Genomic DNA, 23678 nt, shown 5'->3' with positions numbered 1-23678 from the left:
TATTGGTTTTTTTATAGGACAGCGGCGCACTATGCCAGTGTAATTGAATTTGAGGCCGTCGATCTATGTTGCAGCGCAGACACCGATATTTTCTTGTCCTGCTCTCCTTGCTCGCCGTTGCGCTTTCCGCGAACCCATGCGCTGTGTCGGCTCAGGCATTTCCGGCCCAACCGGTTTACATCGTCGTTCCGTTTGCTGCTGGCGGCGTACTGGATTCGCTTACGCGCCTGATCGCCGAACAGTTGCAGGCGAAGTGGCGGCAGGCCGTTATCGTAGAAAATCGTGTTGGCACCTCCGGCAATGTCGGTGCGGCCTATGTCGGACAATCGAGGGCGGATGGCTATACGCTGCTTGCAAGTCCTCCGCCGCCGCTTGCGGTCAACCAGTTCTTGTTCAGGTCGCTGACTTTCAAGCCGTCCGACTTTGCCGTTGCGACCATCCTAGCCAGGTCTCCCAATGTGCTGGTTGCCAATCCGAAGCTCAAGGCTTCGAACCTGCCGGAATTGATTGCGCTCGCTAAGGCGTCACCGGGTAAGCTCAACTATGCATCAACCGGCCGGGGCGGCACGCCGCATCTGACCATGGAATGGCTTAAACTCGAAACCGGGATCGATCTGGTTCATGTTCCCTATGCCAAGGGCTATCCTCAGGCGCTGACCGATCTCGTTGGGGGCCAGGTCGACCTCATGTTCGTCAACCTATCTGATGCCAAGCAGCTGATTCAGAGCGGTCAGCTTAAGGCGATCGCGGTGGCGGATGCCAACCCGATCAAGGGTCTCACCGATGTATCGCCGATCTCCAGGCAGATACCCGGTTTCACATCCCTGACCTGGTTCGCGATCGCAGCGCCGCGTGCGACGCCACGCCCGATCGTGGAACAGATATCGGCCGATGTTGTCTCCGCCATGAAGTCGCCCGTGGTCGCCGACCGCCTGAAGGCTCTTTCACTGACGCTTGTCGAAACGGCGCCTGCCGAGGCGAGCAGCTTTGTCGAGGAGGAAGCCGAGCGATGGCACAAGGTTATCAACCGGATCGGTCTTCAGCCCGAATGATTTGCCATTGGCGGACCGCCCGTTCTCAAGCGTCTCGACCTTGCGGCCCAAAGCAATCGCGAAATGTCGGAACGTCCGGCATGACGCGTCGCGATTTTGCGCGGGCAACGGTAGTAGCTTTAATCATTAGCGCAGCCTTGACCGTCATAGCTATGGCCGATGAAGTCAGACGCATTTCCGCCAACGGCACTGAGTTTTCTTATGTTGAAGTCGGCCAAGGCGAGCCGCTAATATTTGTTCACGGCGGCCTTCAAGACTACCGAATGTGGGCCGGACATCTGCCAAAGTTCGCTGGTCGTTATCGCGCAATAGCATACAGCCGCCGCAACAATTATCCGAACGATGTAAGTCCGGACGGTATGCCGGATGGGGCTGCTGATGCGCACGGTGAAGACCTTGTTGCGTTCGTGCGGGCTCTAGGCTTATCGAAAGTTCGGGTTGTTGCGCATTCCTCGGGCGCGCATGCCGCGCTGTTTTTTGCTGCCTCGCATCCAGAGATGGTCGTCAGCCTAGCACTCAATGAACCGCCGGCCACTGGCATTTTGGTCGGCGTTCCCGACGTCGCTGATATGTTGAAAGCGTGGGCCAATGGTCTTGCGCCAGCAAGGCAGGCACTCAAGGCTGGCGACGCGAAAGCCGGCATACCGCTATTCGTAAACGCCGTCGGTGGACCGGGCGCTTATGAGCGCCGCTCCGATGCCGACAAGATGATGAATTTGGACAACGTGGCGTCGTACCAAGCCGATGCCACGACAAAACGCCCGAGGCCGATTTTCACGTGCGAAATGGCCAGGGCGATCAATGCCCCGGTACTATTGTCGAATGGCGAGCGAAGCCCCAGATTCTTTTACCGGATTGTAGATGAGTTGGGGGTCTGCTTGCCAAACCACCAGAGGATCGTCATTGCCGGAAGTTCACACACCGTGCCTTCCGAGAACCCTGACGCTTACGATGAGGCTGTGCTCGCTTTTCTAGCCAAGCACTGATGCGTTAAACGCTTAAGCGGCTCTAGAGAGTCTCCATTTCCGTTTTTGGCACATCGCGTCATTTCGGTGCGATGTGGAATTTGGTCGCGATCGGGGCACAGCGGACATCCCAGCCGCACCGATCAAACCCTCAAGACAACCGCGTTCAATCAAGCCCGGTATTGCTCGTCACTGACCTTCTCCATCCAGTCGACGGCCTTGCCGTCGAGCCGCTCCTGGATGGCGATGTGCGTCATGGCTGTGGTCGGCGTCGCACCGTGCCAGTGCTTCTCGCCGGGCGGAAACCAGACGACGTCGCCGGGGTGAACTTCCTCGACCCGCCCGCCCCAGACCTGACCCCAGCCGCGGCCGGATGTGACGATCAGGGTCTGGCCCAAGGGGTGGGTGTGCCATGCCGTCCGCGCGCCGGGCTCGAAGGTGACGCTGGCGCCGGCGACGCGCGCAGGGTCAGCCGCCTGGAAGAGCGGATCGACGCGCACGCTGCCCGTAAAATATTCGGCAGGCCCTTTGCCGGAGGGCTGTGAACCGCTTCGCTTGATTTCCATCGTTCCGTTCCTTGCCTTGGCCGGGACAGCCGGCGTGGTGCCTGCTGCCAACACCGCGAGGCCGGTGGTGGCGAGCAGGCGTCTTCGCGTGATCATGGTGCTTTCCCCTAAAGGCACTTGCGGCGAGCTTCGAGATGATACGCGGCCGCGCGCGATCCGAGCGCTCAACCCACGTCCGGCATTTGCTCCAGGAGCTTGTCGAGCGTGATCGGATAATCGCGGACGCGCACGCCCGTCGCGTTGTAGACCGCGTTGGCAACCGCTGCCGCCACGCCGCAGATGCCGAGCTCGGCGACGCCCTTGGCCTTCATCGGCGACGACATCGGATCGGTCTCGTCGAGGAAGAACATGTCCTGATGGGGGATGTCGGCATGAACCGGCACTTCGTAGCCCGCGAGATCGTGATTGACGAAGAAGCCGGCGCGCTTGTCGACCACGAGCTCCTCCATCAGCGCAGCACCCACGCCCATGGTCATCGCGCCGATCACCTGGCTGCGCGCCGTCTTCGGATTGAGGATGCGGCCGGCGGCACACACCGCAAGCATCCGCCGCACGCGGATCTCGGCGGTTGCGGCATCGACGCCGACTTCGACGAAGTGCGCGCCGAAGGTCGATTGCTGGTACTTCCTGGCGAGATCGCCGTACTCGATTTCGTCTTCGGCCGTGATGCCGCCATCGGCCGCAGCCTGCGCCAGCGGCACGCTGCGATTGCCCGCGCGCACCTCGCCATCGGCGAACTCCGCCTCCGCGGAATTGAAACCGAGCTTCTGCGCGACCGCCTCGCGCAGCTTGACACACGCGGCATAGACGCCCGCGGTGGAGCTATTGCCGCCCCACTGCCCGCCGGAGCCCGCCGACACCGGGAAGGCCGAGTCGCCAAGGCGCACCTGCACCTTTTCAAGCGGCACGCCCATCATCTCGGCCGCCGTCTGCGCGATGATGGTGTAGCTGCCGGTGCCGATATCGGTCATGTCGGTCTCGACGGTCACGACCCCTTTGTTGTCGAGCCGCACCCGCGCCGCCGACTTCATCAGCAGATTGTTGCGGAACGCAGCGGCTGCGCCGATGCCGACCAGCCAGCGTCCGTCGCGGACCCTGCCCGGCTGCGGGTTGCGCTTGCTCCAGCCGAAGCGCTCGGCGCCGGTGCGCAGGCACTCGACGAGCTGACGCTGCGAGAACCGACGCTCCGGCTTCTCCGGATCGACCTGGGTATCGTTGATGATGCGAAACTCGATCGGATCCATGCCGAGCTTCTCGGCCATTTCGTCCATGGCGATCTCCAGCGCCATCATGCCCGTCGCCTCGCCCGGCGCGCGCATCGCATTGCCCTCGGCCAGATCGAGCGTCGCGAGCCGCGTGGCGGTCATGCGGTGTGAGCCTGCATACAGCAGCCTCGTTTGGGCGACTGCGCCATCGGCCTTGCCGCCCGGCAGATCGCCCGACCAGCTTTCATGACCGATCGCCGTGATCTTGCCGTCCCGCGTCGCCCCGATGCGGATGCGCTGGATCGTTGCCGGTCGATGCGTGGTGTTGTTGAACATCAGGGGACGCTGCAGCGCCACCTTTACCGGCCGTTTCGCGGCGCGGGCGCCGAGCGCCGCCAGCAGCGCGTCGGCGCGCGGGAACAGCTTGCCGCCAAAGCCGCCGCCGATGAATGGCGAGTCGAGGCGGACGTTTTCCATTGGCATGCCCAGGATCTTGGCCATCTCGGCCTTGTTCCAGGCGATCATCTGGTTGGAGGTCCATAGCGTAAGCTTGTCGCCATCCCATTCGGCGATCGTCGCGTGCGGCTCCATCATGGCGTGCGCTTCATCGGGCGTTGAGTAGCGCACATCGAGCCGGACCGGCGCGGCAGCGAAATTGGCGGCGAAGTCGCCGACCGCCGTATCGCCGGGACCGCCGGTGATGGGATTCGGCTTCGCCTTGTCCAGCAGTGAAGCGAGATCGAACGCGCCCTGCTCCCTGACGTAATCGACGCGGATCAGCTGTGCCGCGGCGCGCGCCTGCTCAAACGTTTCCGCGACGACGACGGCGATGGCCTGGTGATAATGCTGGATCTCGGGACCGCCGAGCAGTTTTGCAGTGTTGAGCCTGCCCTTGTCGAGCTTGCCGGCGTTGTCGGCCGTGACGATCGCGAGCACGCCGGGCACAGCCTTGGCGTGGGTGAGATCGATCGAGGCGATTCGTCCCTTGGCAATGGCCGAGCCGACCACATAGCCATAAGCCGGGTTCGAAACGACATCGTGGCGCTCATAAGCATAGCGCGCGCGGCCGGTGGTCTTGAGCGGACCATCGATGCGATCGGCGGGCTTGCCGATCACCTTGAGCTGGTCGATCGGGTTTGTCGTAGCTGATGTTTCGAACTTCATGTGTCAGCCCTTCGCTTCGGTCAGCACCGCGCCGAGCGTGCGCTCGACCAGCGACAGCTTGAATGCGTTCTCGCGTGTCGGCTTCGCATCGGCGAGCAACTGCGAGGCGACGGCCCTGGCGCCGCGCGGCATCTGGGCCTCCGCGGCTTCAACGCGCCACGGCTTGGGCGCGACGCCGCCGAGCGCAACGCGCCCGGTGCCGTCGCGCTGCACGATGGCAGCAACCGACACCAGCGCGAAGGCGTAAGACGCACGGTCACGCACCTTGCGATAGATGTGCATCCCCCCGACCGGTTTCGGCAGCGTCACCGCCGTGATCAGTTCGCCTGGCATGAGCGTCGTTTCGATATGCGGCGTATCGCCGGGCAAGCGATGCAGTTCCGCGATTGGCATCGTTCGCGTCGCGCCGTCGGCACGTATCGTTTCCACCGTCGCGTCGAGCGCGCGCATGGCCACCGCCATGTCGCTCGGATGGGTCGCGATGCATGCTTCGCTGCCGCCCACCACGGCATGCTGACGGCTGAACCCGCCGATCGCCGCGCAGCCGCTGCCGGGCCGGCGCTTGTTGCAAGGCTGGTTGGTGTCATAGAAATATGGGCAGCGGGTGCGCTGCAGCAGATTGCCCGCGGTCGTCGCCATATTGCGCAACTGACCCGAGGCGCCAGCGAGCAGCGCACGCGACAATACGCCGTAGTCGCGCCGCACGCGCGCGGCGGCGGCGAGATCGGTGTTGCGCACCAGCGCGCCGATCCGCAATCCGCCCTCCGGCGTGGATTCGATCTTGTCCAGCGCAAGGCCGTTGACGTCGATCAGATGCGCAGGGGTCTCGATCTCGAGTTTCATAAGGTCGAGCAGATTGGTGCCGCCGGCAATGAATTTTGCCTCTTGGGCGCCCATGGCGGTGGCTGCGGCCTCGACGGGGGTGGCGGCGCGCTGGTAGGTGAAGGATTTCATGCCTGTCTCCCGGCAACTTCTGATATCGCCTCGGCGATGTTGGAATAGGCGCCGCAACGGCAGATGTTGCCGCTCATGCGCTCGCGGAGCTCGGCGTTGGTCAGTTGTGGGGCTGCGTTCAGGTCGGCGCTGACATGGCTCGGAATACCGGCCTTGATCTCATCCAGCACCGCGACGGCCGAGCAGATCTGCCCAGGCGTGCAATAGCCGCATTGATAGCCGTCATGCTTGACGAAGGCGGCCTGCATCGGGTGCATGCTCTCGGGCAGACCCAGCCCCTCGATGGTCGTGATGCTGTCGCCCTCATGCATGATAGCGAGTGTCAGGCATGAATTGATCCGCCGCCCACCGACAATGACCGTGCAGGCGCCGCACTGTCCGTGATCACAGCCCTTCTTGGTGCCTGTAAGATGCAAGTGATCGCGCAGCGCATCGAGCAGCGTGGTCCGCGCGTCAAGCGCGATGATCTCACGCGCCGTGCCGTTCACATTGAAGGATACGTGCGATACGGCAGAGGCTGCAGCGGTGGCGGGCCGGGCTGGAACCGCTGGAGTCTGGGCATAGGCGACCGACGCTGCGGCAGTCGTCGCCACCGATGCGGCAGTTCCCAACAACAATTTACGCCGCGATAATTCGAAGTCGCTCGGACCTTGCATGTCGTGTTTCCCATTCTGCTGTCGTGCGAATCGCGTTCGGCGCGCCCGTTTGGGCGTCCGCATCAAACATCCGGTCGCACATCGTGTAACCGCGCCGCGTTTTGGCTGTTCCTCTCCGGCGTTCACGATTGAAAGAGGCGACGCTGCCGGGATGGCGGCTACGCTTGCCGACTCACAACAAAAGCTAACGGCTGCACCGGGCTTCGATTAGGTGGTACAATCAGCTTGTACTTATGAAATGGATTCATGAATGGCGCGGCAGAACATCAATGATCTCCTCGCGTTCCTGGTGGTGGCGCGGGAGAGAAGCTTCACCCGCGCGGCAGCCCAGCTCGACGTTTCACAATCCGCGCTCAGCCATACGATCCGCGGGCTGGAGGAGCGGCTCGGTCTGCGGCTATTGACCCGCACCACCCGCAGCGTCGCACCGACGGAGGCGGGCGAGCGCCTGCTGCGAACGGTGGCGCCGAAGCTGGAGGAGATCGACGCCGAGCTGTCCGCGCTGACCGAGCTGCGCGACAAGCCGGCCGGCACCGTCCGCATCACCGCGGCCGAGCATTCGGCGGTAACGATCCTCTGGCCTGCTCTGGCGTCATTGCTGCCGCGATATCCCGACATCAAGGTGGAGGTGAACATCGACTACGGTTTCACCGACATCGTCGCGGAGCGTTACGACGCCGGCGTTCGCCTCGGCGAGCAGGTGGCCAAGGACATGATCGCGGTGCGCATCGGACCGGATTTCCGCATGGCGGTGGTCGGCACGCCCGGCTATTTCGCTGTTCACCCCAAGCCCGCCAAGCCGCAGGACCTCGTGGCCCATAGCTGCATCAATATCCGATTGCCGACCTATGGCGGGATCTACGCCTGGGAGTTCGAAAAGCGCGGGCGCGCGCTAAGGGTCCGGGTCGACGGCCAGTTGGTATTCACCAACATCACGTTGCGGATGAACGCGGTGCTGGCCGGGCTCGGCCTCGCCTATCTGCCCGAGGACCAGGTGCAGGCCCATCTCGCCGGCGGCCGCCTGATCCGGGTGCTGGCCGACTGGTGCCCGCCGTTTTCAGGCTATCACCTGTATTACCCGAGCCGCCGTCAGCTAACGCCGGCCTTTGCCGTGCTGGTCGCGGCGCTGCGTTACCGGGGCTGATGCCACCAAACGAAAAAAGGACCGCAAGCGACGCTTGCGGCCCTCTCTCCTGGAAGGGTCTGTCGTTAATTACTGGTGCAGACCTTCACGATTTTCATACTGGTTTCGGCCTCGACCAAAATCCATGACGATGCAAACCGGCAACTCGCGAAGAAATCGATTGTTCCAGTTTTTCCCGACGAGAATCTCGATTGTCCGACCATCGGCGGCGTACGCCTAGCCGGTCCGGGACCCGTCCAGCTGCTTGAGATATTTGAGACCTTCGACCGCGAGATACTCCGTCTCGTTGTCGCCCGCTTCGCAGCGCATGCGCACGAAATGCTTCAATTTGTCCCGCCGTGCGTCATTCTCATCAATGCCGCGGTTGATCAGGAGGTAAACGCCCCACGCCCGTGCGCAGGCGGTCTCCACGATATCCGAGTCAGCCATTCACCGCTCCTGCCATCGACCATCGAGGCGCACGTTGCCAAAGTTTCCCGTCAATAACCACGAACGCCCTTGTTATTTTACTTCATGCGCGCCGGAACAAAACGTTCCACAGGGAACTTGTGCCCGACGTCGCAACCACGCGAACGGGAGGACATCGTATGAGACGTATCGCCCTGATTGGTCTCGTGCTGCTGGCTATGACCATATCCGCTTCCGCCAGGCTCGGCATGGCGCCGATGGCCGCGCAGGACGGCGGAGTGATTGAGGTCAAGCACGGGCGCGGTCGTGGCCACGGCCGTTGGCACTGCGGACGCGGACACCATTACGGGTGGTACAGGGGCCGCGGTCATCACAAATGGCGTCACCATCGCCGCTGGTAAGGCTTTCGCTGCATTCGCGTTCGTCACTCCCATTGCCCGGACGACACGCGAAGGCCCGCGATGCGAACGGTCGCGCCGTCGAGGCGCGGCCGGTTCGGTGATTAAGAGTGATGATTCAGCCGGCGGTCAGCCGAGCCCCATCTCCACCGCGATCCGGATCAGATCCGAATGGTTCTTGGCGCCGAGCTTCTGCTTGAGGAGCGATGTGGTGTTGGCCACCGTCTTGTAGGAAATCTCCAGCGCATCGGCGACTTCGACGATCTTGTCGCCGCGGCCGAGCAGCCGCAGGATTTCCAGCTCGCGCGCCGTCATTTGCGATGCCGGATTGGCCTTGATCGAAGCGCCTGAAAAGGTCACCGCCTCCGCCAGTTGCGGTGAAATGAAATTGTCTCCCGCGGCCACCTTGCGGACGGCCTTCACCAGCATCCTTGGATCGTCGCTCTTCGAGACATAGCCCTGCGCGCCCATCTCGATGGCGCGAACCACGAACGCCGGATCGTCATTCATGCTGAACATGATGATCCTGGCGTCCGGGTCGTCCTTGCGGATGCGCCGCATCAGTTCGAAACCGGAGACATCCGGAAGCTTGATATCGATCACCGTGACGTCGGGCCGCTTCGTCACGTAGGCGCGGTGGCCGGACTTGGCGTCGGTGGCCTCGTCGATCTTCACGGAATTGTCCGACGCAAACAGCGACCGGCAACCCGACAGAACCACCGGATGGTCGTCGACGATCAGGACCTTCGTTGCCGATCTGGTAGAATTTTGCATCATTTAATCCCCTACCGGAATAAATAGGCGGTTGGCGATATTTGAAAAGAGAAATCTTGGGTTGCGGGAGCTAGAATAACCAAAATGTGGGCAAGGCTTTCTCTTCGAACGCGATTATTGCTGCCGCTCGGCCTGATGTTCGTGGCCGCTCTGCTGGCCGGCGGCGTTTCGCTCCAGATCTTTGCCACGGCGCAACTTATGGAAGAAACCGAGCCGGCCGCTCGCTCGGCCAGAGCGGTTGCGGCGGCGCTCAACGGTGCGCTTCGGACCTCCACCAATCCGCAAGCGACGCTGGAAGCGTTCGTGCAATCGCTGGGAGGCTCCGAGACAATCCGGTTTCGACGCCTCGGGACCGACCTCGATGTCCATCCTCCCGAGGTGCAGACCCCCCTGGGAACGATGCCTGACTGGTTCGTCCGTCTCATCGCCACACCCGAATTCAAAGCCGCCTTCCCCGTGATGATCGAGGGAAAGCAAGTCGGCGACATTGTATTTGCGCCCGACATGTCCGCCGACATCTACGAGAAGTGGATCGGATTTCTCGCGATCGTCTGCTCCGGAATTACCCTGATGCTGTTGACGGGGATCATAGCCCATTTCACCGCGCGCTCCGCATTGCGGCCGCTGCAAAATCTGGGCGACGGCCTGACCCGAATGCGAACGGGCGAATACGAACAGCCGATTCCTCCCGGCGGTCCGCCCGAGATCCGCAGGAGCGCGCAGGAAGCCAACGAACTCGCCCGCACCCTCAATCGCCTGAGCCAGGATAACCGCAGCCTGCTGCGCCGGATCGTGTCGCTGCAGGACGACGAGCGGCAGGATATGGCGCGCGAGCTTCATGACGAGCTCGGGCCGCTGTTGTTCGGGATCCGCGCCAACACGGTGGCGCTGCTGGAATCGATTCCCTCCGGCCAGGCCGAGTTGAGTAGCGCCGCCGAGGGCATTCTGCAGTCGGTCGAAACATTGCAGCAGGCGAACCGCCGCATCCTCGACCGGCTGCGGCCGCTCTACATTCAGGAGCTCGGCCTGGAGAGGAGCATCCAGACGCTGCTGCAGAACGTGAAGGCGCAAGCGGCTGACCTCAAAGTGACGTCAAAGATCGACACGACGCTGAACGAGGTCGACGGCCTGCTGTCGCAGACGATCTATCGCGTGATCCAGGAGGCGGTGACAAACGTGCTTCGTCATGCCAGGGCGAACGCGATGCATGTCGCGGCAGGGATCAACGACCGCGAGGTGATCGTGGAAGTATCCGATGACGGCATAGGCTTTCCGGCGGATCGGATGTTCGGCCGGGGATTGACGGGAATGCTGGAGCGCGTTCGCGCGCTGAGCGGGACACTTGAACTGCTGCGCGAAGAAGGTCGCACCAGCGTGCGTTGCCGTCTTCCGGCCGGAGATTCCGCCGCACATGCGCGAGGCGCAAAACCGAGCTAGGCTAATGATCAGCCAACCTAGTCCGCAACGCCGGCAACCTCCTGACGCAACGCCGGCCCCGTGGGCGCGCAGGCGGCCCGCTGGATCTTGCCGTCACGCGAAAAGATGAACGCGATACGGACCGGCTCGCCTTCGTTGCTCAGATAATCGAGCACGACGCCTTCGGCGGTCGGCGTGATTTCTTCCAGCCCGAATGCGGTGGGCGCGAGCGCATCGAGGCGCGGCCGCCAATAGGATTCGAGCGCGGCGCGGCCTTCGCTGACCTTGACCCCGCCGCAGCGGCATTCGAGCATCGCGTCGTCGGCATAGAGGTCGAGCAATGTCGTCAGGTCGCGATTCCGGCACGCGTCCAGCCAGTCCACCACCAAGCCTATCTGATCGAAATCATACGCCAATTCCACGATCCCATCCGCGTCGCCACATCCTGCCCCGGGCGCTGACGCGGGTGACGGAATATGGCTATCGTCGTGAATGGACACTGAACGGCCTATTGTCCGGAACGCACCGTGGAACTCAAACGATTGTGCGGAACAAAGGTTCCGACAAGCTAGTCCGGTTGAATACGGGGACGGAACTTTAGCCGCGTCGCTGCCCGCGCCACCACACACCGAAGGCGATGACGACCGCAAATGCCAGCGTGAACCAGGTGATGGCATATTGCAGGTGATCGTCCTTGAGATGCACGGAGAGCGGGCCTGGCTTCGGAATGCCGCTTTCGGGCGCGGGCGTTTCCAGGTCGACGTAGAACGGCGCAACAGTCTTGCCGCCCTCGACCCAGCCGAGCACACGGGACATGGCGAGATGATCGCGGGTGAACCAGAGCCGTTTTGCCACGCTCTCCGGCGGCGTCAGCGTTCCCGCGCTTTCGGGAAAACGGAGGTAGCCGCTGAGCTGCACGGGGTCACCGGTGATGAGCCGTCTCACGGCGCGATCCTGCTGGGCGCGGTCCTGCATCGTGTTCTGCACGAAACCAGTGTTGACCACGATGGTGTTGCCATCGGCGAGACGGGCCGGCAGGAAGGCCCAGGTGCCGGGGCCGGAGACGTCGTCGCGGACCGCGGAGCCCGCGCTATAGACCATCGCGTCCGGCAACGGCGCGTAGGTGGCGCTAAAGCTGATGCGGCGGAATTCGTCCCTGGCCGGCGTCAGCGAACTCCATTGCGACGACGCCGGCAACGCCTCGGGCGCGGCGCCGAGCCGCTCGTTCAGCAAGGCGATCAGCGCGTGCTTCTCGGCCCGGCGCTGCAGTTGCCAGATTCCAAGGCCCGCGAAGGCCACCACCATGACAAGTGTGAAGATGGCAAAACCGGTAACCGCCGGCCGCCGCGACAGCAGGCCGGTCATTTCGGCTCGCGGTCGATCAGCCGGCCGGGCGCCGCCTTGTGATGAAATTGTAGCGCGATCAGAAGCGACTTCATCGAGCGCAGCGGCAGCAGCGTGGTCGCGAGGATCAGCGGCAGCCAGAGCGCCGCATGCAGCCAGAACGGCGGCTGATACTTGATTTCAACGATCAGGGCCGCGGTGACGACGATGGCGCCTGCCAGCATGATGATGAAGATCGCTGGCCCGTCGCCGGCGTCGATGAAGGCATAGTCGAGCCCGCACGCTTCGCAATTCGGGCGCAGGTCGAGGAAGCCCGCATAGAGCTTGCCCTTTCCGCAACGCGGGCAGCGGCATGCGATGCCGCGGAGTGCGCTCTGGGTGAGGGTGGGTGCCGCGTTATCTGTCATGGCCTCGCTTTGCAAAGAAAAAGGGGCGGTCCTTCTGACCGCCCCTTGTAGCACGTCAAGCCTGTATCAGTGCCCGGCCACCGGTCCCGCACCACGGAACCAGACATAGATGCAGATGAACAGGAACAGCCACACCACGTCGACGAAGTGCCAGTACCAGGCGGCGAATTCGAAGCCGAGGTGCTGCTTCGGGGTGAAGTGGCCCGCATAAGCGCGGATCAGGCAGACCAGCAGGAACACGGTGCCGACCAGGACGTGGAAGCCGTGGAAGCCGGTCGCCATGAAGAAGGTCGCGCCGTAGATGTTGCCGGAGAAGCCGAACGTGGCGTGGGCGTATTCATAGGCCTGCACGCCGGTGAAGGCGGCCCCTAACAGCACGGTGAGGATCAGGCCGTACTTCAGGCCCTGACGGTCGTTCTCGAGCAGCGCGTGATGCGCCCAGGTGACCGTCGTGCCCGAGGTCAGCAGAATCAGCGTGTTGAGCAGCGGCAGATGCCAGGGGTCGAAGGTCTCGATGCCCTTCGGCGGCCAGGTGCCCGGCACGCTGCAGGCGCCCATCGCCGTTCCCGGACCGCAGCCGAACACCGCGTCGCGGGTGGCGTGGACCGCGTCGGCGGGGAACAGCGCGGAATTGAAGAAGGCCCAGAACCAGGCGACGAAGAACATCACCTCGGAGGCGATGAACAGGATCATGCCGTAGCGGTGGCTGATCTGCACGACGCGGGTGTGGTCGCCCTTGTACTGGGCTTCGCGGATCACGTCGCCCCACCAGCTCGCCATGGTGTAGAGCACGCCGATGGTGCCGATGCCGAAAACGACCGGTGCGCCGGCGAACATCTTGTGCATCCAGGCGATCGCGCCCACTGCCATGATGAAGGCCGAGATCGAGCCGACCACCGGCCACGGACTCGGATCGACAAGGTGGTAGTCGTGGTGCTTCGCGTGCGCCGTAGCCATTGCGGTCTCTCCGTTAGATGTGCCGTTCCCTTCGGCACATATTCGTCTCAAATTTCAAAGCCGAAATCCCGTTAGATACGGAATCCGGCGGTCACAGGTTTCTCGTCACAAGTTTCGCGTTACAAGTTTCCTCTGCGCTTGTCCTGTTCGCCGGCCGCAAGCGGCTTCGGCGCCGGATCGCGCACGGGATAGAAGGTATAGGATAGCGTAATGGTCTTCAGGGTGTCGTTCTCGCTGTCTTTGGCAAGCTGCGGATCGACATAGAACACCACGGGCATCTCGCGCTTCTCGCCCGGGCCCATGGTCTGTTCGGTGAAGCAGAAGCAGTTGATCTTCTGGAAATAGGCGCCAACCGTCAGCGGCGCGACGTTGTAGGCCGCAACGCCTACGGTGGCGCGCGCGGCCTGGTTGGTCACGGTGTAGAATACGGTGACGACTTCGCCGATCCGGACCTCGATCTCGTTCTGCTCGGGTTCGAATTTCCAGGGCAGGCCGGGGCCGACATTGGCGTCAAATCGCACCGCGATCTTGCGCGCCAGCGGCGCGTCTGACGGCGCCGACGTCGCGACCTGGGTGGTGCCGTTGAAACCGGTGGCGCGGCAGAACCAGTTGTAGAAGGGCACGGCGGCGTAGGACGCGCCGACCATGAACACTACGACGAAGCCGCAGATCGAGGCCACGATCGCATCGCGCGTCAGGGTACGACGCGAAGCGACCCTGTCGCTTCCCGCCGTTCCCTCGTGCGTCTGCGGCTGGTTTTTCATCTCAATCACATCGGACGGACGAGGACGCCCGGCCCCTTGACCATGGTGACCGCGAAAAACAGCACGACCAGCACGGCGAGCGCGAGCGCAATGGCGACCGAGCGATGACGGCGGCTTCTCTTCTGCGCCTCGGTGAGGACGATTCCATCTGGCTTCTGCTCGTCGTCCATTCGCGTCCCATGCGCCCCCTACCCGATCGCTGATGCGATGGCGCCGATCGCGGGGGCGACGGCGCGGACAACGACCTCGAGCAGGAGGGTCGCAAACAGCGCGAACAGATAAAAGATCGAAAAGGCAAACAGCCGGCGCGTGGCGCGCAGCGCTGCCTTGCCTTCGCGACGGCGATAGACGTTGATCGCAAGCGCCATCATGCCGGCGCCGAGCGCCAGCGAGGTGACGCCGTAGACCGCGTCGAAATAGCCGAGCGGCCAGGGCGCAACGGCGGTCGCGACCAGCACGACCGTGTAGAGCAGGATCTGCAGCCGCGTCGCATCGGGCCCGGCGACCACGGGAAGCATCGGGATCCCGGCCCGCGCATAGTCGTCGCTACGGAACAGCGCCAGCGCCCAGAAATGCGGCGGGGTCCAGAAGAAGATGATCAGGAACAGCAGCACCGGCTCCATCGACAGCGAGCCGGTGGCCGCAGCCCACGCCACCACCGGCGGCAGCGCGCCCGCGGCGCCACCGATCACGATGTTCTGCGCGGTCCAGCGCTTCAGCCACATGGTGTAGATCACCACGTAGAAGAAGATAGTGAACGCCAGCAGTCCGCCGGCCAGCCAGTTGACGAGGGTGCCTAGCGTTATCACCGAGAAGAACGCCAGCGTCAGACCGAACGCCATTGCTTCGGGCTGGGTAATGCGTCCACGCGGGATCGGCCGGTTGGCGGTGCGCGTCATCTTGGCGTCGATGTCGCCTTCCAGGGCCATGTTCAGCGCGCCCGAGGCGCCGGCGCCGACTGCAATGCAGAGGATCGAGGTAAATGCCAGGATCGGATGGACGTGGCCGGGCGCGATCACGAGGCCGACGAGCGCGGTGAAGATCACCAGCGACATCACCCGCGGCTTCAGCAGCGCGATGTAGTCGCCGACCTCGGCCTCGGAAATCCGAGGGCCAAGCTCGACGGCGTGGTGATCGACAACCGACACGATGGACTCGTTTTCCTAAAGTGCGGCGCGCCTTCCTTGAGAGCGCGCCGCGGTTTGCCTTACTGCACGCGCGGCAGCACTTCGAACTGGTGGAACGGCGGGCGGCGACGTCAGCGTCCATTCCAGCGTGGTGGCGCCAGCGCCCCACGGATTGTTTTCGGCCGCCTGCTTGCGCATGAAGGCGTTGACCACGCCGTAGATGAAGATCAGCACGCCGAAGCCCGAAACGTAGGAGCCGAGCGAGGACACCAGGTTCCAGCCCGCAAATGCGTCCGGATAGTCGACGTAGCGGCGCGGCATGCCCGACAGGCCAAGGAAGTGCTGCGGGAAGAACACGAGATTCACGCCGACGAAGGTGAACCAGAAGTGCAGTTTGCCGATGGTTTCCGAGTACATGTAGCCCGACATTTTCGGGAACCAGTAGTACCAGCCGGCGAAGATCGCGAACACGGCGCCGAGCGACAGCACGTAGTGGAAGTGCGCGACCACGTAGTAGGTATCCTGCAGCACGCGATCGACGCCGGCATTGGCCAGCACGACGCCGGTGACGCCGCCGAGCGTGAACAGGAAGATGAAGCCGATCGCCCACAGCATCGGCGTCTTGAACTCGATCGAGCCGCCCCACATCGTGGCGATCCAGGAGAAGATCTTCACGCCGGTCGGGACCGCGATCACCATGGTGGCGGCGACGAAATAGGCCTGCGTCGCCGACGACATGCCGACGGTGTACATGTGGTGCGCCCACACCACGAAGCCGATGCCGCCGATCGCGACCATGGCGTAGGCCATGCCGAGATAGCCGAACACGGGCTTCTTCGAGAAGGTCGAGACGATCTGGCTGACCATGCCGAAGCCGGGCAGGATCAGGATGTACACTTCGGGATGACCGAAGAACCAGAATAGATGCTGGAACAGCACCGGATCGCCGCCGCCGTCGGCGGAGAAGAAGGTGGTGCCGAAATTGCGGTCGGTGAGCAGCATGGTGATGGCGCCGGCGAGCACCGGCAGCGACAACAAGAGCAGGAACACCGTCACCAGGATCGACCAGACGAACAGCGGCATCTTGTGCAGGGTCATGCCCGGCGCGCGCATGTTGAAGATCGTGGTGATGAAGTTGATGGCGCCGAGGATCGAGGAGGCGCCGGCCAGATGCAGCGACAGAATCGCGAAGTCCACCGCCGGTCCCGGATGGCCCGAGGTGGATAGTGGCGCGTAGATGGTCCAGCCCGCGCCGACGCCGTTGGCGCCCGGCTCGCCCTCGACGAAGGTCGACATCAACAGCAGCGCGAAGGAGGCCGGCAGCAGCCAGAACGAGATGTTGTTCATGCGCGGGAACGCCATGTCGGGCGCGCCGATCATCAGCGGCACGAACCAGTTGCCGAAGCCGCCGATCATCGCCGGCATCACCATGAAGAAGATCATGATCAGGCCGTGCGAGGTCACGAACACATTGTAGGTGTGGGATTCGTGGAAGAACTGGACGCCGGGATACATCAGCTCGATGCGGATCGCGATAGACATCGCAGCCCCGATGACACCCGCGAAGATCGCGAAGATAAGGTACATCGTGCCGATGTCCTTATGGTTCGTCGAATAGACCCAGCGCCGCCATCCGGTCGGATTGGCATGGGCGTGGTCATCATGTCCGTGTCCTTGGGCGTGATCGTGGTGTGTCGCTGCGGTCGTTGCCATTTTAAAATCCTGCCTTGCAGTCCCTTTTCGGACCTTTTCAGGTCCCGTCGCCCTTGTCCCTTGCTTGTCCCTGGCCGCGCCTTACTGCGCGGCCTGGCCACCAGCCGAAGCGAACGTGTTCGCCGGGTTGGTCGCATATTTCTTCTTCGCCGCCTCAACCCAGGCCGCGAATTCCTGATCGGTCACCACCTTCACCGCGATCGGCATGAAGGCGTGATCCTTGCCGCACAGTTCGGAGCACTGGCCGTAATACATGCCAACCTTGGTCGCCTTGAACCAGGTCTCGTTCAGGCGGCCGGGGACCGAGTCGATCTTGATGCCGAACGACGGCACCGCGAACGCGTGAATGACGTCAGCGCCGGTGGTCTGGACGCGGACCACCTTGTCGACCGGCACCACCATCTCGTTGTCGACGCCGAGCAGGCGCGGCTGCTTGTCCTGCGCCATCAGCGAATCGAACTCGAACTTGCCGTTATCCGGATAGGCGTAGCTCCAGTACCACTGCTTGCCGGTGACCTTCACCGTCAGGTCGGCCTTGGGAATGTCGAGCTGCTGGAACAGGAGGCGGAACGACGGCACCGCAATCGCGACCAGGATCAGCACCGGGATCAGCGTCCAGGCCACCTCGATCAGCGTGTGGTGGGTAGTCCTGGAGGGGACCGGATTGGCCTTGGCGTTGAACTTCACCACCACGATGATCAAAAGCGCCAGCACGAACAGGGTGATCAGCGTGATGATCACCAGCAGCAGGTTGTGGAAGCTGATGATGTTTTCCATCACGGGCGTGGCGGCTTCCTGTAGCGTGATTTCCCACGGCTTGGGCTGCGCCCCAAAAGCCGTCCCGCCGGCTGCGAGCGCCATGCCCGCTACCGTCAACCCCAGCAACCGCCGGCCCATCTGGCCACTCGACATCTTCATGCCGCTCGCGCTCCCTTGAATAAGTCCCCAAAGCACTCCCGCCGAATGGCCGGGAATGCCGCACGATCCGCCCTCACAAACGGCCTACCGGAGGTACTTTTGGAAGTACACCTTCAAAAGTACCTGCAACAGCATTGCTACAGTACCTTGGGCCAGATCGTTAGAACGCGTCGAAATCCAGCCTCTCAAACCATAATTCCAAGGCTCTCGCAATGCAGTAGTAGGGCGCAACGCCATGCGTCACCTGCTAATCGCCGGATGTCAGATTTTCCCGGCAAATCAGCAAAAACCGGCCGTTTTGCAAGGCTTCGCCGCTTGACACCCCAATTGCCGGATGTAGGCACAGTCACGGCGCTCCCGAGCGACCTGATTCGCGTAGGGCTCCGACGGTCCTTGGACGGCGCGGACCGGCTGCGGGACCGCCTTCAAGGCGCCGTCATTGCGTATCAGTCCGGTAAGCCCAGTTACAATGTGGTGCCGGCCTGACGGAAATATCGCCGGCACCGCCGGAAATGGTAAGAGGATCGACCCGGATGGGGCGTTCGAAACATCAGGCGGGAATGCGTCAGACGGGATTTGGTCAGGAACCGGCCCGCTGGTTCGGCGGCCTGCTCGCCGCGGCATTCCTGTTCGGCCTGACCCAGGCGGCCAGCGCGCAAGGTGCCGTGCGCTCGGTCCATGGCGACTGGCAGATCCGCTGCGACACCCCGCCGGGCGCGCAAGGCGAGCAATGCGCCCTGATCCAGAGCGTGGTAGCCGAGGACCGCTCCAACGCCGGTCTCACCGTGATCGTGCTCAAGACGGCCGACCAGAAGAGCAAGCTGATGCGGGTGGTGGCGCCGCTCGGCGTGCTGCTACCCTCCGGGCTTGGCCTGAAGCTCGACAACCAGGACGTCGGCCGCGCCGGTTTTGTCCGCTGCCTGCCCAATGGCTGCGTGGCCGAGGTGGTGATGGACGAGAAGCTGCTCGGGCAGCTCAGGTCGGCCAAAACCGCGACTTTTATTATTTTTGAGACGCCGGAAGAAGGCATCGGCTTTCCGCTCAGCCTGAACGGGCTCGGCGAGGGGTATGACAAGCTGCCATGAGGGGCCGGCGCTAGCCTCAAAAGCCGGGTTTCGTCTTAATCACCCGCGCCGGCGCTGGCGTAGTAATCGAACAATCGGCCCGCCTCCTGCGAGAGCCAATCCGCTTCACCGGTGATGTAGCCTTCGACTTGCCCGGTGACGCCGAGCACGAAGGAAATCGGCATGCCGTAAAGCGCGAACGGCGTGTCGATGCCGTCGCTTGCACCGGCACGCGCCACCAGTCCGCCGGGATCAAAACCGATCGCGAGGTGGCGAAGCTTCAGTTTTTTGACGAAGGGCGAGACCAGCGATCGATCGCGATCGGTCGCGATAGCAATGACCGCGAGGTCGGCGCGGCCGTTTCCTGCGAGCCGATCCAGTATCGGCAGTTCAGTGCGACAGGCCGGGCACCAGGTCGCCCAGAAATTGACGAGCACCGCCTTGCCTCGGAAGGACGCCAGATCGAGCGCACCTCCGCCGAGGCGCGGGATTGACACCGCCGGGACCGGGCGCGCGCCGCGCACCTCCGTGAACTGATGCCTGGCCGTTGCGAACGGCGGAGGCCCACCGGCCCGCGCGCGCCCCGGCAACGCCGGCATCGCGAGCGCGGCGGCCGCCCCCATCATGCCGGCGACGACGGTGCGGCGGTTCGGCCTGCGATGCGACGTCATATCGGATGCTCCGCTGTGCAGATCTGGTCCATGCAGGTCTGATCGATTTGTCACGACCGGATGTAGGACCAGCCGGCTTCCTGCAATTCAATGATGCGCCCGGGTCCGCTCGGCACAAGATCGACGTTGTCGATCAGCGTGATCGGATGCCCCTCCTGGCGCTCCATGCCAAGCTTGGTCGCCTCGCAGACCACGAAGCGGATGTTCGAATTGACCGCCCTTAATACACGCAGCATGTCCTTCACCGGTGAAGTGTCGGCGCGGAGCATGTGAACGCCGGCATTGTAGGCGACGACTTCGATCGTGAACGCTTCGTTCCGCTCCTGATAGTACTTCGGAAGGTTGAGCGAGGTCGAGATCAGCGCCCTCATCGTGGTGGGATCATCGGTATTGATTGGCAGCACCAGCCGATGCACCTGAACCGCGGGCTTCGTCTGCGGCTTTGAGACCGCGGCCTCCGATCCTGTCAGCAACAGAGTCACGGTTAGCGGCACCACGAAGGCCAGGATCAGCCCGACGGCAATCGTCAACCTACGGCGAGTAAAGCGCATCGCAGCAGCCTCACGAGGTCTCGACAAGCAATGCGACCTGGCCGCGCTCCGCATAGGCGACCACAGCATTCAGCGCCAGCAGAACAATGGCCGGCACCGGCGAGCCACCGATGACGAATAAATGGGTGATCACCGCGCCGATCATGATGCAGATCAGCAGCAGCGCGCCGAGGGCGGCTTTCTGCGGCAAGAGCAGCAGGATCGCGCCCAGGATTTCGAGACCGCCGGTGACATAGCGAAACCATTGCCCGAGCCCGATGTGCTGGAACTCTTCCACCAGCATGGGAACGCCGTAGAGTTTCGCACCGCCGGCCGCCACAAAGGCGAGCGCAAGCAATCCCCTGACGCCCCACAGGGCGACAGAGCTCCAGTACGGTCTGGTAGGCGCAACAATCGTCGACATCGAGAAGCTCCTGGAATGGTGAAGCGGCGGTGGACAGAAGTGCCGTTAGTGCCGTTTGCGGTGGAGCCCCCTGAGGGGCTGTCAAACCCAAAATTCGGGACTAAGATGAAATTGACAAGTAGGATGATTTTTCTGGGGTAGTATGAAAAAGCAGACTAATGAGAATGAAGAGCAAGAATGCCCCTCCGAACGGGCCAGAGCGCAGTTGCATCGGGCGCTTCGCTTGCTCTCAGGCAAGTGGAAGGGCGAAATCCTCTGGCAGCTTGTTGACGGCAAGCAGCGCTTTGGCCAATTGCGGCGCGCCATCCCCGAAGTGACTCAGCACATGCTGACAACCCAACTCCGCGACCTCGAAAGCGAGGGCCTGGTAAAGCGCACGGTGTTTCCCGAAGTGCCGCCACGCGTGGAATACGAGATGACCCCGGCGGCCCGGGCGTTGCGACCGGTATTCGACGAACTGTTCCGCTGGGCCAATGCTCACGCCAGGCCGGAGCCCGGTGCGGACGCTGCCGGCAAAGCGGATGACAAGCTGCCGTGAGGGGCCTCCCCTTTCGTTGCGGTCATGACTATCTTTGAGCCGTCGTCGTCCTCGCGAACGCAGGGACCCATAACCACAGATGTCCGTGTTGTAATGTGAACTCGCCGCACGTCTGCGCTTACAATACTGGCGCTTGTGGTTATGGGTCCCTGCGTTCGCAGGGACGACGAAGCATTTACGCTGAATCGGAGCCTGCATGACCAATCCCGCCACCACCTCCCTGCTCGACCGCGCCAATCTTGACCGCGATGCCACCAGACGCGAGATCGCGCGGGGGCTTGAGGGGGCCGACGATGGCGAGCTGTTTCTGGAATACGGCCAGACCGAAGCGCTCGGCTTCGACAACGGCCGGCTGAAGCAGGCCACCTACGACACCTCGCAGGGCTTTGGCCTGCGCGCGGTGAAGGATGACGCGGTCGGCTATGCGCATTCCTCCGATGTATCTTTGCCGGCGCTGATCCGCGCGGCGGATGCGGTGGCGGCCGTGCGCGGTGGCTACACCGGCAATTTTGCCGCCGCGCCAGCGCACACCAATGTGCGGCTCTATGGCGACGACAATCCGCTGGATGCGCCGGGGTTTGAGGCCAAGGTAAAACTGCTGGCTGAGATCGACGCCTATGTGCGCGACAAGGACCCGCGGGTGCGGCAGGCCTCCATCAGTTTGGGGGCCACCTGGCAGGTGGTGGAAATCCTCCGCCCTGACGGCGAGAGCTATCGCGACATCCGCCCGCTGGTGCGGGTCAATATTTCCGTGGTCGCGGGCCAAGGCGATCGCCAGGAGAGCGGCAGCAAGGGCTATGGCGGCCGCGAGGGCTATGCGCGCTTCATCGAGACCAAGGCGTGGCGCGAGGCCGCCGACGGCGCGATCCGCGAGGCGCTGGTCAATCTCGAATCGATCCCCGCTCCCGCCGGCGAAATGGACGTGGTGCTGGGCGCCGGCTGGCCCGGCGTGATGCTGCATGAAGCTGTCGGTCACGGCCTCGAAGGCGACTTCAATCGCAAGCAGACCTCGGCGTTCGCAGGATTGATGGGCAAGCAGGTCGCGGCCAAGGGCGTCACCGTCGTCGACGACGGCACCATGGCCTCGCGGCGTGGCTCTCTCTCAATTGACGACGAGGGCACGCCGACCAACCGCACCGTGCTGATCGAGGACGGCATCCTGGTCGGCTACATGCAGGACCGCCAGAACGCGCGGCTGATGAACATGAAGCCGACCGGCAATGGCCGCCGCCAGAGCCATGCCCATGTGCCGATGCCGCGCATGACCAACACCTACATGCTGGCGGGCCAACACGACCCGGCGGAAATTCTGGCGTCGGTGAAGAACGGCATCTACGCCGCGAATTTCGGCGGCGGCCAGGTCGACATCACCTCCGGCAAATACGTATTCCAGTGCACCGAGGCCTACAAAATCGAAAACGGCAAGCTCGGTGCGCCGCTGAAGGGCGCGATGCTGATCGGCAACGGGCCGACCGACCTGCATCGGATCACCATGGTCGGCAACGATCTGGCGCTGGATACCGGCATCGGCACCTGCGGCAAGAACGGCCAGGGCGTTCCTGTTGGCGTCGGCCAGCCGACGCTGCGGATGGAAAAGATCACGGTCGGAGGAACCGGCTCATGAGCGAGGAGAAGGTGGCTGATGACCGGAAGGAAGGCTCGATCGGCAAGCCTGTGAGCTGGCGCGCGCAGGCCGTGCAGCTCGCCGCGATCGTGGCCGTCGTGTTCGTTGCCAAGGGCGCGCTGGCCGAGCCGTTTTACGTGCCGTCCGGCTCGATGGAGCCGACGCTGTTGATCGGCGACGCGCTGCTCGCCTCGAAATTTCCTTACGGCTACGGCGCAGCGTCGCTGCCGATCCAGATCACGCTGCCGGAAACCGGCCGCGTGTTCGGCGACACGCCCAAGCGCGGCGATGTCGTCGTGTTCCGCTGGCCGGGCGACCGCTCGCAAGCCTGGGTCAAGCGCGTGGTGGGATTGCCGGGCGACCGCATCCAGTTGCGTCAGGGCCAGCTCTTCATCAACGACCATGCGGCTGTGTTGAAGCCGGACGGCATGGGCGAAGCGGAAGACGATCGCGGCAACACCGACCGGGCCTATCGCTTCATCGAGACGCTGCCGAACGGCGTCAGCCACGCGATCTTCAAGATGCGCGACAATGGAAGGCTCGACAACACGCCCGAGGTGACGGTGCCGCCGGGCCAACTGTTCGTGCTCGGCGACAACCGGGACAATTCCGCCGACAGCCGCGTCGCGGTGCGCGACGGCGGCGTGGGATTGCTGCCGATCGACAATCTGATCGGCCGGGCCGATGCCGTGGTCGGCTCGTGGGATCTCGGCATGCGCAGCCAGCCGGTGTGGACCTGGCTGTCAGGTTTTCGGTTGGCGCGGTTTTTTACCTCGGTGCATTGAGACCGTCCTTCTCCGTCATGGCCGGGCTTGTCCCGGCCATCCACGTCTTACTTGCCGGCGCACCGTTAAGACGTGGATGGCCGGGACAAGCCCGGGCATGACGAAAAGGG

26 protein-coding genes and 1 pseudogene are annotated in these 23678 nt (G+C 63.3%); 9 read left to right on the top strand and 18 right to left on the bottom strand.

Annotated features, from left to right (window positions below):
* Positions 1-143 precede the first annotated feature (143 nt).
* Positions 144-1052, top strand: a complete 909-nt coding sequence (locus V1279_RS01115; RefSeq protein WP_334431714.1) for a Bug family tripartite tricarboxylate transporter substrate binding protein — start codon at positions 144-146, stop codon at positions 1050-1052.
* Positions 1053-1132: 80 nt separating this feature from the next.
* Complete coding sequence (locus V1279_RS01110; protein ID WP_334431712.1) at positions 1133-2038, top strand: alpha/beta fold hydrolase; 906 nt, start codon at positions 1133-1135, stop codon at positions 2036-2038.
* A gap of 149 nt (positions 2039-2187) precedes the next feature.
* On the opposite strand, the gene V1279_RS01105 is transcribed toward V1279_RS01110, so the two are convergent.
* From V1279_RS01105 to paoA, 4 genes are all read right to left on the bottom strand, one after another.
* Entirely contained in the window at positions 2188-2583 is a 396-nt protein-coding gene (locus V1279_RS01105) for a (R)-mandelonitrile lyase (RefSeq protein ID WP_334446134.1), read from the bottom strand.
* Between the two features lie 164 nt (positions 2584-2747).
* Positions 2748-4952: an aldehyde oxidoreductase molybdenum-binding subunit PaoC gene (gene paoC, locus V1279_RS01100; protein WP_334431709.1), complete on the bottom strand. Its 2205-nt coding sequence runs from the start codon at positions 4950-4952 to the stop codon at positions 2748-2750.
* Positions 4953-4955: 3 nt separating this feature from the next.
* Positions 4956-5906 (bottom strand): FAD binding domain-containing protein, encoded by a 951-nt coding sequence (locus tag V1279_RS01095; protein ID WP_334431707.1) that lies wholly within the window; start codon positions 5904-5906, stop codon positions 4956-4958.
* Complete coding sequence (paoA, locus tag V1279_RS01090) at positions 5903-6562, bottom strand: aldehyde dehydrogenase iron-sulfur subunit PaoA (protein ID WP_334431705.1); 660 nt, start codon at positions 6560-6562, stop codon at positions 5903-5905. The genes V1279_RS01095 and paoA overlap by 4 nt, the downstream gene beginning before the upstream one ends.
* Before the next feature lie 250 nt (positions 6563-6812).
* Here paoA and V1279_RS01085 point away from each other — a divergent pair, with 250 nt between their 5' ends.
* Positions 6813-7706 carry a LysR family transcriptional regulator gene (locus V1279_RS01085; protein ID WP_334431703.1) on the top strand — a complete coding sequence of 298 codons (894 nt, stop codon included), beginning with the start codon at positions 6813-6815 and terminating at the stop codon, positions 7704-7706.
* A 216-nt stretch (positions 7707-7922) separates the two neighbouring features.
* Here the strand turns inward: V1279_RS01085 and V1279_RS01080 are convergent, their stop codons facing one another.
* Entirely contained in the window at positions 7923-8135 is a 213-nt protein-coding gene (locus V1279_RS01080; RefSeq protein WP_334431700.1) for a hypothetical protein, read from the bottom strand.
* A gap of 158 nt (positions 8136-8293) precedes the next feature.
* Between V1279_RS01080 and V1279_RS01075 the strand changes: the two genes are divergently transcribed.
* Positions 8294-8515, top strand: a complete 222-nt coding sequence (locus tag V1279_RS01075) for a hypothetical protein (protein ID WP_334431698.1) — start codon at positions 8294-8296, stop codon at positions 8513-8515.
* 126 nt (positions 8516-8641) lie between these two features.
* Here the strand turns inward: V1279_RS01075 and V1279_RS01070 are convergent, their stop codons facing one another.
* Positions 8642-9286 (bottom strand): response regulator transcription factor, encoded by a 645-nt coding sequence (locus V1279_RS01070; protein WP_334446132.1) that lies wholly within the window; start codon positions 9284-9286, stop codon positions 8642-8644.
* 84 nt (positions 9287-9370) lie between these two features.
* Here V1279_RS01070 and V1279_RS01065 point away from each other — a divergent pair, with 84 nt between their 5' ends.
* Complete coding sequence (locus V1279_RS01065) at positions 9371-10723, top strand: histidine kinase (protein WP_334431696.1); 1353 nt, start codon at positions 9371-9373, stop codon at positions 10721-10723.
* Between the two features lie 17 nt (positions 10724-10740).
* On the opposite strand, the gene V1279_RS01060 is transcribed toward V1279_RS01065, so the two are convergent.
* From V1279_RS01060 to coxB, 9 genes and pseudogenes are all read right to left on the bottom strand, one after another.
* Complete coding sequence (locus V1279_RS01060; protein ID WP_442894716.1) at positions 10741-11088, bottom strand: nuclear transport factor 2 family protein; 348 nt, start codon at positions 11086-11088, stop codon at positions 10741-10743.
* 211 nt (positions 11089-11299) lie between these two features.
* A complete protein-coding gene (locus tag V1279_RS01055; RefSeq protein WP_334431694.1) occupies positions 11300-12067 on the bottom strand; it encodes an SURF1 family protein in 768 nt (255 codons plus the stop codon).
* A complete protein-coding gene (locus tag V1279_RS01050) occupies positions 12064-12453 on the bottom strand; it encodes a DUF983 domain-containing protein (protein ID WP_334431691.1) in 390 nt (129 codons plus the stop codon). The genes V1279_RS01055 and V1279_RS01050 overlap by 4 nt, the downstream gene beginning before the upstream one ends.
* Positions 12454-12519: 66 nt before the next feature.
* The gene (locus V1279_RS01045; RefSeq protein WP_334431689.1) at positions 12520-13410 is read right to left on the bottom strand and encodes a cytochrome c oxidase subunit 3; all 891 of its coding nucleotides are present in this window, start codon (positions 13408-13410) and stop codon (positions 12520-12522) included.
* 119 nt (positions 13411-13529) lie between these two features.
* A complete protein-coding gene (locus tag V1279_RS01040) occupies positions 13530-14174 on the bottom strand; it encodes a cytochrome c oxidase assembly protein (RefSeq protein ID WP_334431686.1) in 645 nt (214 codons plus the stop codon).
* Positions 14175-14179: 5 nt separating this feature from the next.
* Positions 14180-14344: a CoxF protein gene (locus tag V1279_RS01035; protein ID WP_334431684.1), complete on the bottom strand. Its 165-nt coding sequence runs from the start codon at positions 14342-14344 to the stop codon at positions 14180-14182.
* An 18-nt stretch (positions 14345-14362) separates the two neighbouring features.
* Positions 14363-15322, bottom strand: coding sequence for a heme o synthase (locus V1279_RS01030; RefSeq protein ID WP_334431682.1), 960 nt, complete (start codon positions 15320-15322; stop codon positions 14363-14365).
* A 59-nt stretch (positions 15323-15381) separates the two neighbouring features.
* A pseudogene (gene ctaD, locus V1279_RS01025) lies at positions 15382-17014 on the bottom strand (cytochrome c oxidase subunit I).
* A gap of 81 nt (positions 17015-17095) precedes the next feature.
* Complete coding sequence (coxB, locus tag V1279_RS01020; RefSeq protein ID WP_334431680.1) at positions 17096-17932, bottom strand: cytochrome c oxidase subunit II; 837 nt, start codon at positions 17930-17932, stop codon at positions 17096-17098.
* Positions 17933-18492: 560 nt separating this feature from the next.
* Between coxB and V1279_RS01015 the strand changes: the two genes are divergently transcribed.
* Positions 18493-19017 carry an invasion associated locus B family protein gene (locus tag V1279_RS01015; RefSeq protein WP_442894866.1) on the top strand — a complete coding sequence of 175 codons (525 nt, stop codon included), beginning with the start codon at positions 18493-18495 and terminating at the stop codon, positions 19015-19017.
* A gap of 35 nt (positions 19018-19052) precedes the next feature.
* Here the strand turns inward: V1279_RS01015 and V1279_RS01010 are convergent, their stop codons facing one another.
* Genes V1279_RS01010 through V1279_RS01000 form a run of 3 tightly spaced genes read right to left on the bottom strand, consistent with a single transcriptional unit; the run spans position 19053 to position 20621 of the window.
* On the bottom strand, positions 19053-19667 hold the full coding sequence (locus V1279_RS01010) for a TlpA family protein disulfide reductase (RefSeq protein WP_334431677.1): 615 nt from the start codon (positions 19665-19667) through the stop codon (positions 19053-19055).
* 50 nt (positions 19668-19717) lie between these two features.
* Complete coding sequence (locus V1279_RS01005) at positions 19718-20218, bottom strand: DsrE family protein (protein WP_334431676.1); 501 nt, start codon at positions 20216-20218, stop codon at positions 19718-19720.
* Positions 20219-20228: 10 nt separating this feature from the next.
* A complete protein-coding gene (locus V1279_RS01000) occupies positions 20229-20621 on the bottom strand; it encodes a DoxX family protein (RefSeq protein ID WP_334431675.1) in 393 nt (130 codons plus the stop codon).
* Positions 20622-20844: 223 nt separating this feature from the next.
* On the opposite strand from V1279_RS01000, the gene V1279_RS00995 reads away from it, so the two are divergent.
* From V1279_RS00995 to lepB, 3 genes are all read left to right on the top strand, one after another.
* Positions 20845-21159: a winged helix-turn-helix transcriptional regulator gene (locus V1279_RS00995; RefSeq protein WP_442894715.1), complete on the top strand. Its 315-nt coding sequence runs from the start codon at positions 20845-20847 to the stop codon at positions 21157-21159.
* Positions 21160-21355: 196 nt separating this feature from the next.
* Complete coding sequence (gene tldD, locus V1279_RS00990; RefSeq protein WP_334431671.1) at positions 21356-22783, top strand: metalloprotease TldD; 1428 nt, start codon at positions 21356-21358, stop codon at positions 22781-22783.
* Positions 22780-23568: a signal peptidase I gene (gene lepB, locus V1279_RS00985; RefSeq protein WP_334431669.1), complete on the top strand. Its 789-nt coding sequence runs from the start codon at positions 22780-22782 to the stop codon at positions 23566-23568. The genes tldD and lepB overlap by 4 nt, the downstream gene beginning before the upstream one ends.
* Positions 23569-23678 lie beyond the last annotated feature (110 nt).

The sequence above is a fragment of the Bradyrhizobium sp. AZCC 1610 genome (assembly GCF_036924515.1).
GTDB lineage: Bacteria > Pseudomonadota > Alphaproteobacteria > Rhizobiales > Xanthobacteraceae > Bradyrhizobium.
Note: the sequence above shows the minus strand (reverse complement) of the source record. Positions and strands in the feature narration are given on the sequence as shown.

What these genes read in the sequence shown, in the direction of transcription:
- V1279_RS01080 (WP_334431700.1), bottom strand. Translation starts at nt 8,135, where the DNA reads ATGGCTGACTCGGATATCGTGGAGACCGCCTGCGCACGGGCGTGGGGC.
- paoA (WP_334431705.1), bottom strand. Translation starts at nt 6,562, where the DNA reads ATGCAAGGTCCGAGCGACTTCGAATTATCGCGGCGTAAATTGTTGTTG.
- V1279_RS01010 (WP_334431677.1), bottom strand. Translation starts at nt 19,667, where the DNA reads ATGACGTCGCATCGCAGGCCGAACCGCCGCACCGTCGTCGCCGGCATG.
- V1279_RS01040 (WP_334431686.1), bottom strand. Translation starts at nt 14,174, where the DNA reads ATGAAAAACCAGCCGCAGACGCACGAGGGAACGGCGGGAAGCGACAGG.
- lepB (WP_334431669.1), top strand. Translation starts at nt 22,780, where the DNA reads ATGAGCGAGGAGAAGGTGGCTGATGACCGGAAGGAAGGCTCGATCGGC.
- paoC (WP_334431709.1), bottom strand. Translation starts at nt 4,952, where the DNA reads ATGAAGTTCGAAACATCAGCTACGACAAACCCGATCGACCAGCTCAAG.
- V1279_RS01070 (WP_334446132.1), bottom strand. Translation starts at nt 9,286, where the DNA reads ATGCAAAATTCTACCAGATCGGCAACGAAGGTCCTGATCGTCGACGAC.
- V1279_RS01045 (WP_334431689.1), bottom strand. Translation starts at nt 13,410, where the DNA reads ATGGCTACGGCGCACGCGAAGCACCACGACTACCACCTTGTCGATCCG.
- coxB (WP_334431680.1), bottom strand. Translation starts at nt 17,932, where the DNA reads ATGAAGATGTCGAGTGGCCAGATGGGCCGGCGGTTGCTGGGGTTGACG.
- V1279_RS01110 (WP_334431712.1), top strand. Translation starts at nt 1,133, where the DNA reads ATGACGCGTCGCGATTTTGCGCGGGCAACGGTAGTAGCTTTAATCATT.
- V1279_RS01085 (WP_334431703.1), top strand. Translation starts at nt 6,813, where the DNA reads ATGGCGCGGCAGAACATCAATGATCTCCTCGCGTTCCTGGTGGTGGCG.
- V1279_RS01035 (WP_334431684.1), bottom strand. Translation starts at nt 14,344, where the DNA reads ATGGACGACGAGCAGAAGCCAGATGGAATCGTCCTCACCGAGGCGCAG.
- V1279_RS01005 (WP_334431676.1), bottom strand. Translation starts at nt 20,218, where the DNA reads ATGCGCTTTACTCGCCGTAGGTTGACGATTGCCGTCGGGCTGATCCTG.
- V1279_RS01000 (WP_334431675.1), bottom strand. Translation starts at nt 20,621, where the DNA reads ATGTCGACGATTGTTGCGCCTACCAGACCGTACTGGAGCTCTGTCGCC.
- V1279_RS01075 (WP_334431698.1), top strand. Translation starts at nt 8,294, where the DNA reads ATGAGACGTATCGCCCTGATTGGTCTCGTGCTGCTGGCTATGACCATA.
- V1279_RS01105 (WP_334446134.1), bottom strand. Translation starts at nt 2,583, where the DNA reads ATGGAAATCAAGCGAAGCGGTTCACAGCCCTCCGGCAAAGGGCCTGCC.
- V1279_RS01065 (WP_334431696.1), top strand. Translation starts at nt 9,371, where the DNA reads ATGTGGGCAAGGCTTTCTCTTCGAACGCGATTATTGCTGCCGCTCGGC.
- V1279_RS01015 (WP_442894866.1), top strand. Translation starts at nt 18,493, where the DNA reads ATGCGTCAGACGGGATTTGGTCAGGAACCGGCCCGCTGGTTCGGCGGC.
- V1279_RS01095 (WP_334431707.1), bottom strand. Translation starts at nt 5,906, where the DNA reads ATGAAATCCTTCACCTACCAGCGCGCCGCCACCCCCGTCGAGGCCGCA.
- tldD (WP_334431671.1), top strand. Translation starts at nt 21,356, where the DNA reads ATGACCAATCCCGCCACCACCTCCCTGCTCGACCGCGCCAATCTTGAC.
- V1279_RS01055 (WP_334431694.1), bottom strand. Translation starts at nt 12,067, where the DNA reads ATGACCGGCCTGCTGTCGCGGCGGCCGGCGGTTACCGGTTTTGCCATC.
- V1279_RS01050 (WP_334431691.1), bottom strand. Translation starts at nt 12,453, where the DNA reads ATGACAGATAACGCGGCACCCACCCTCACCCAGAGCGCACTCCGCGGC.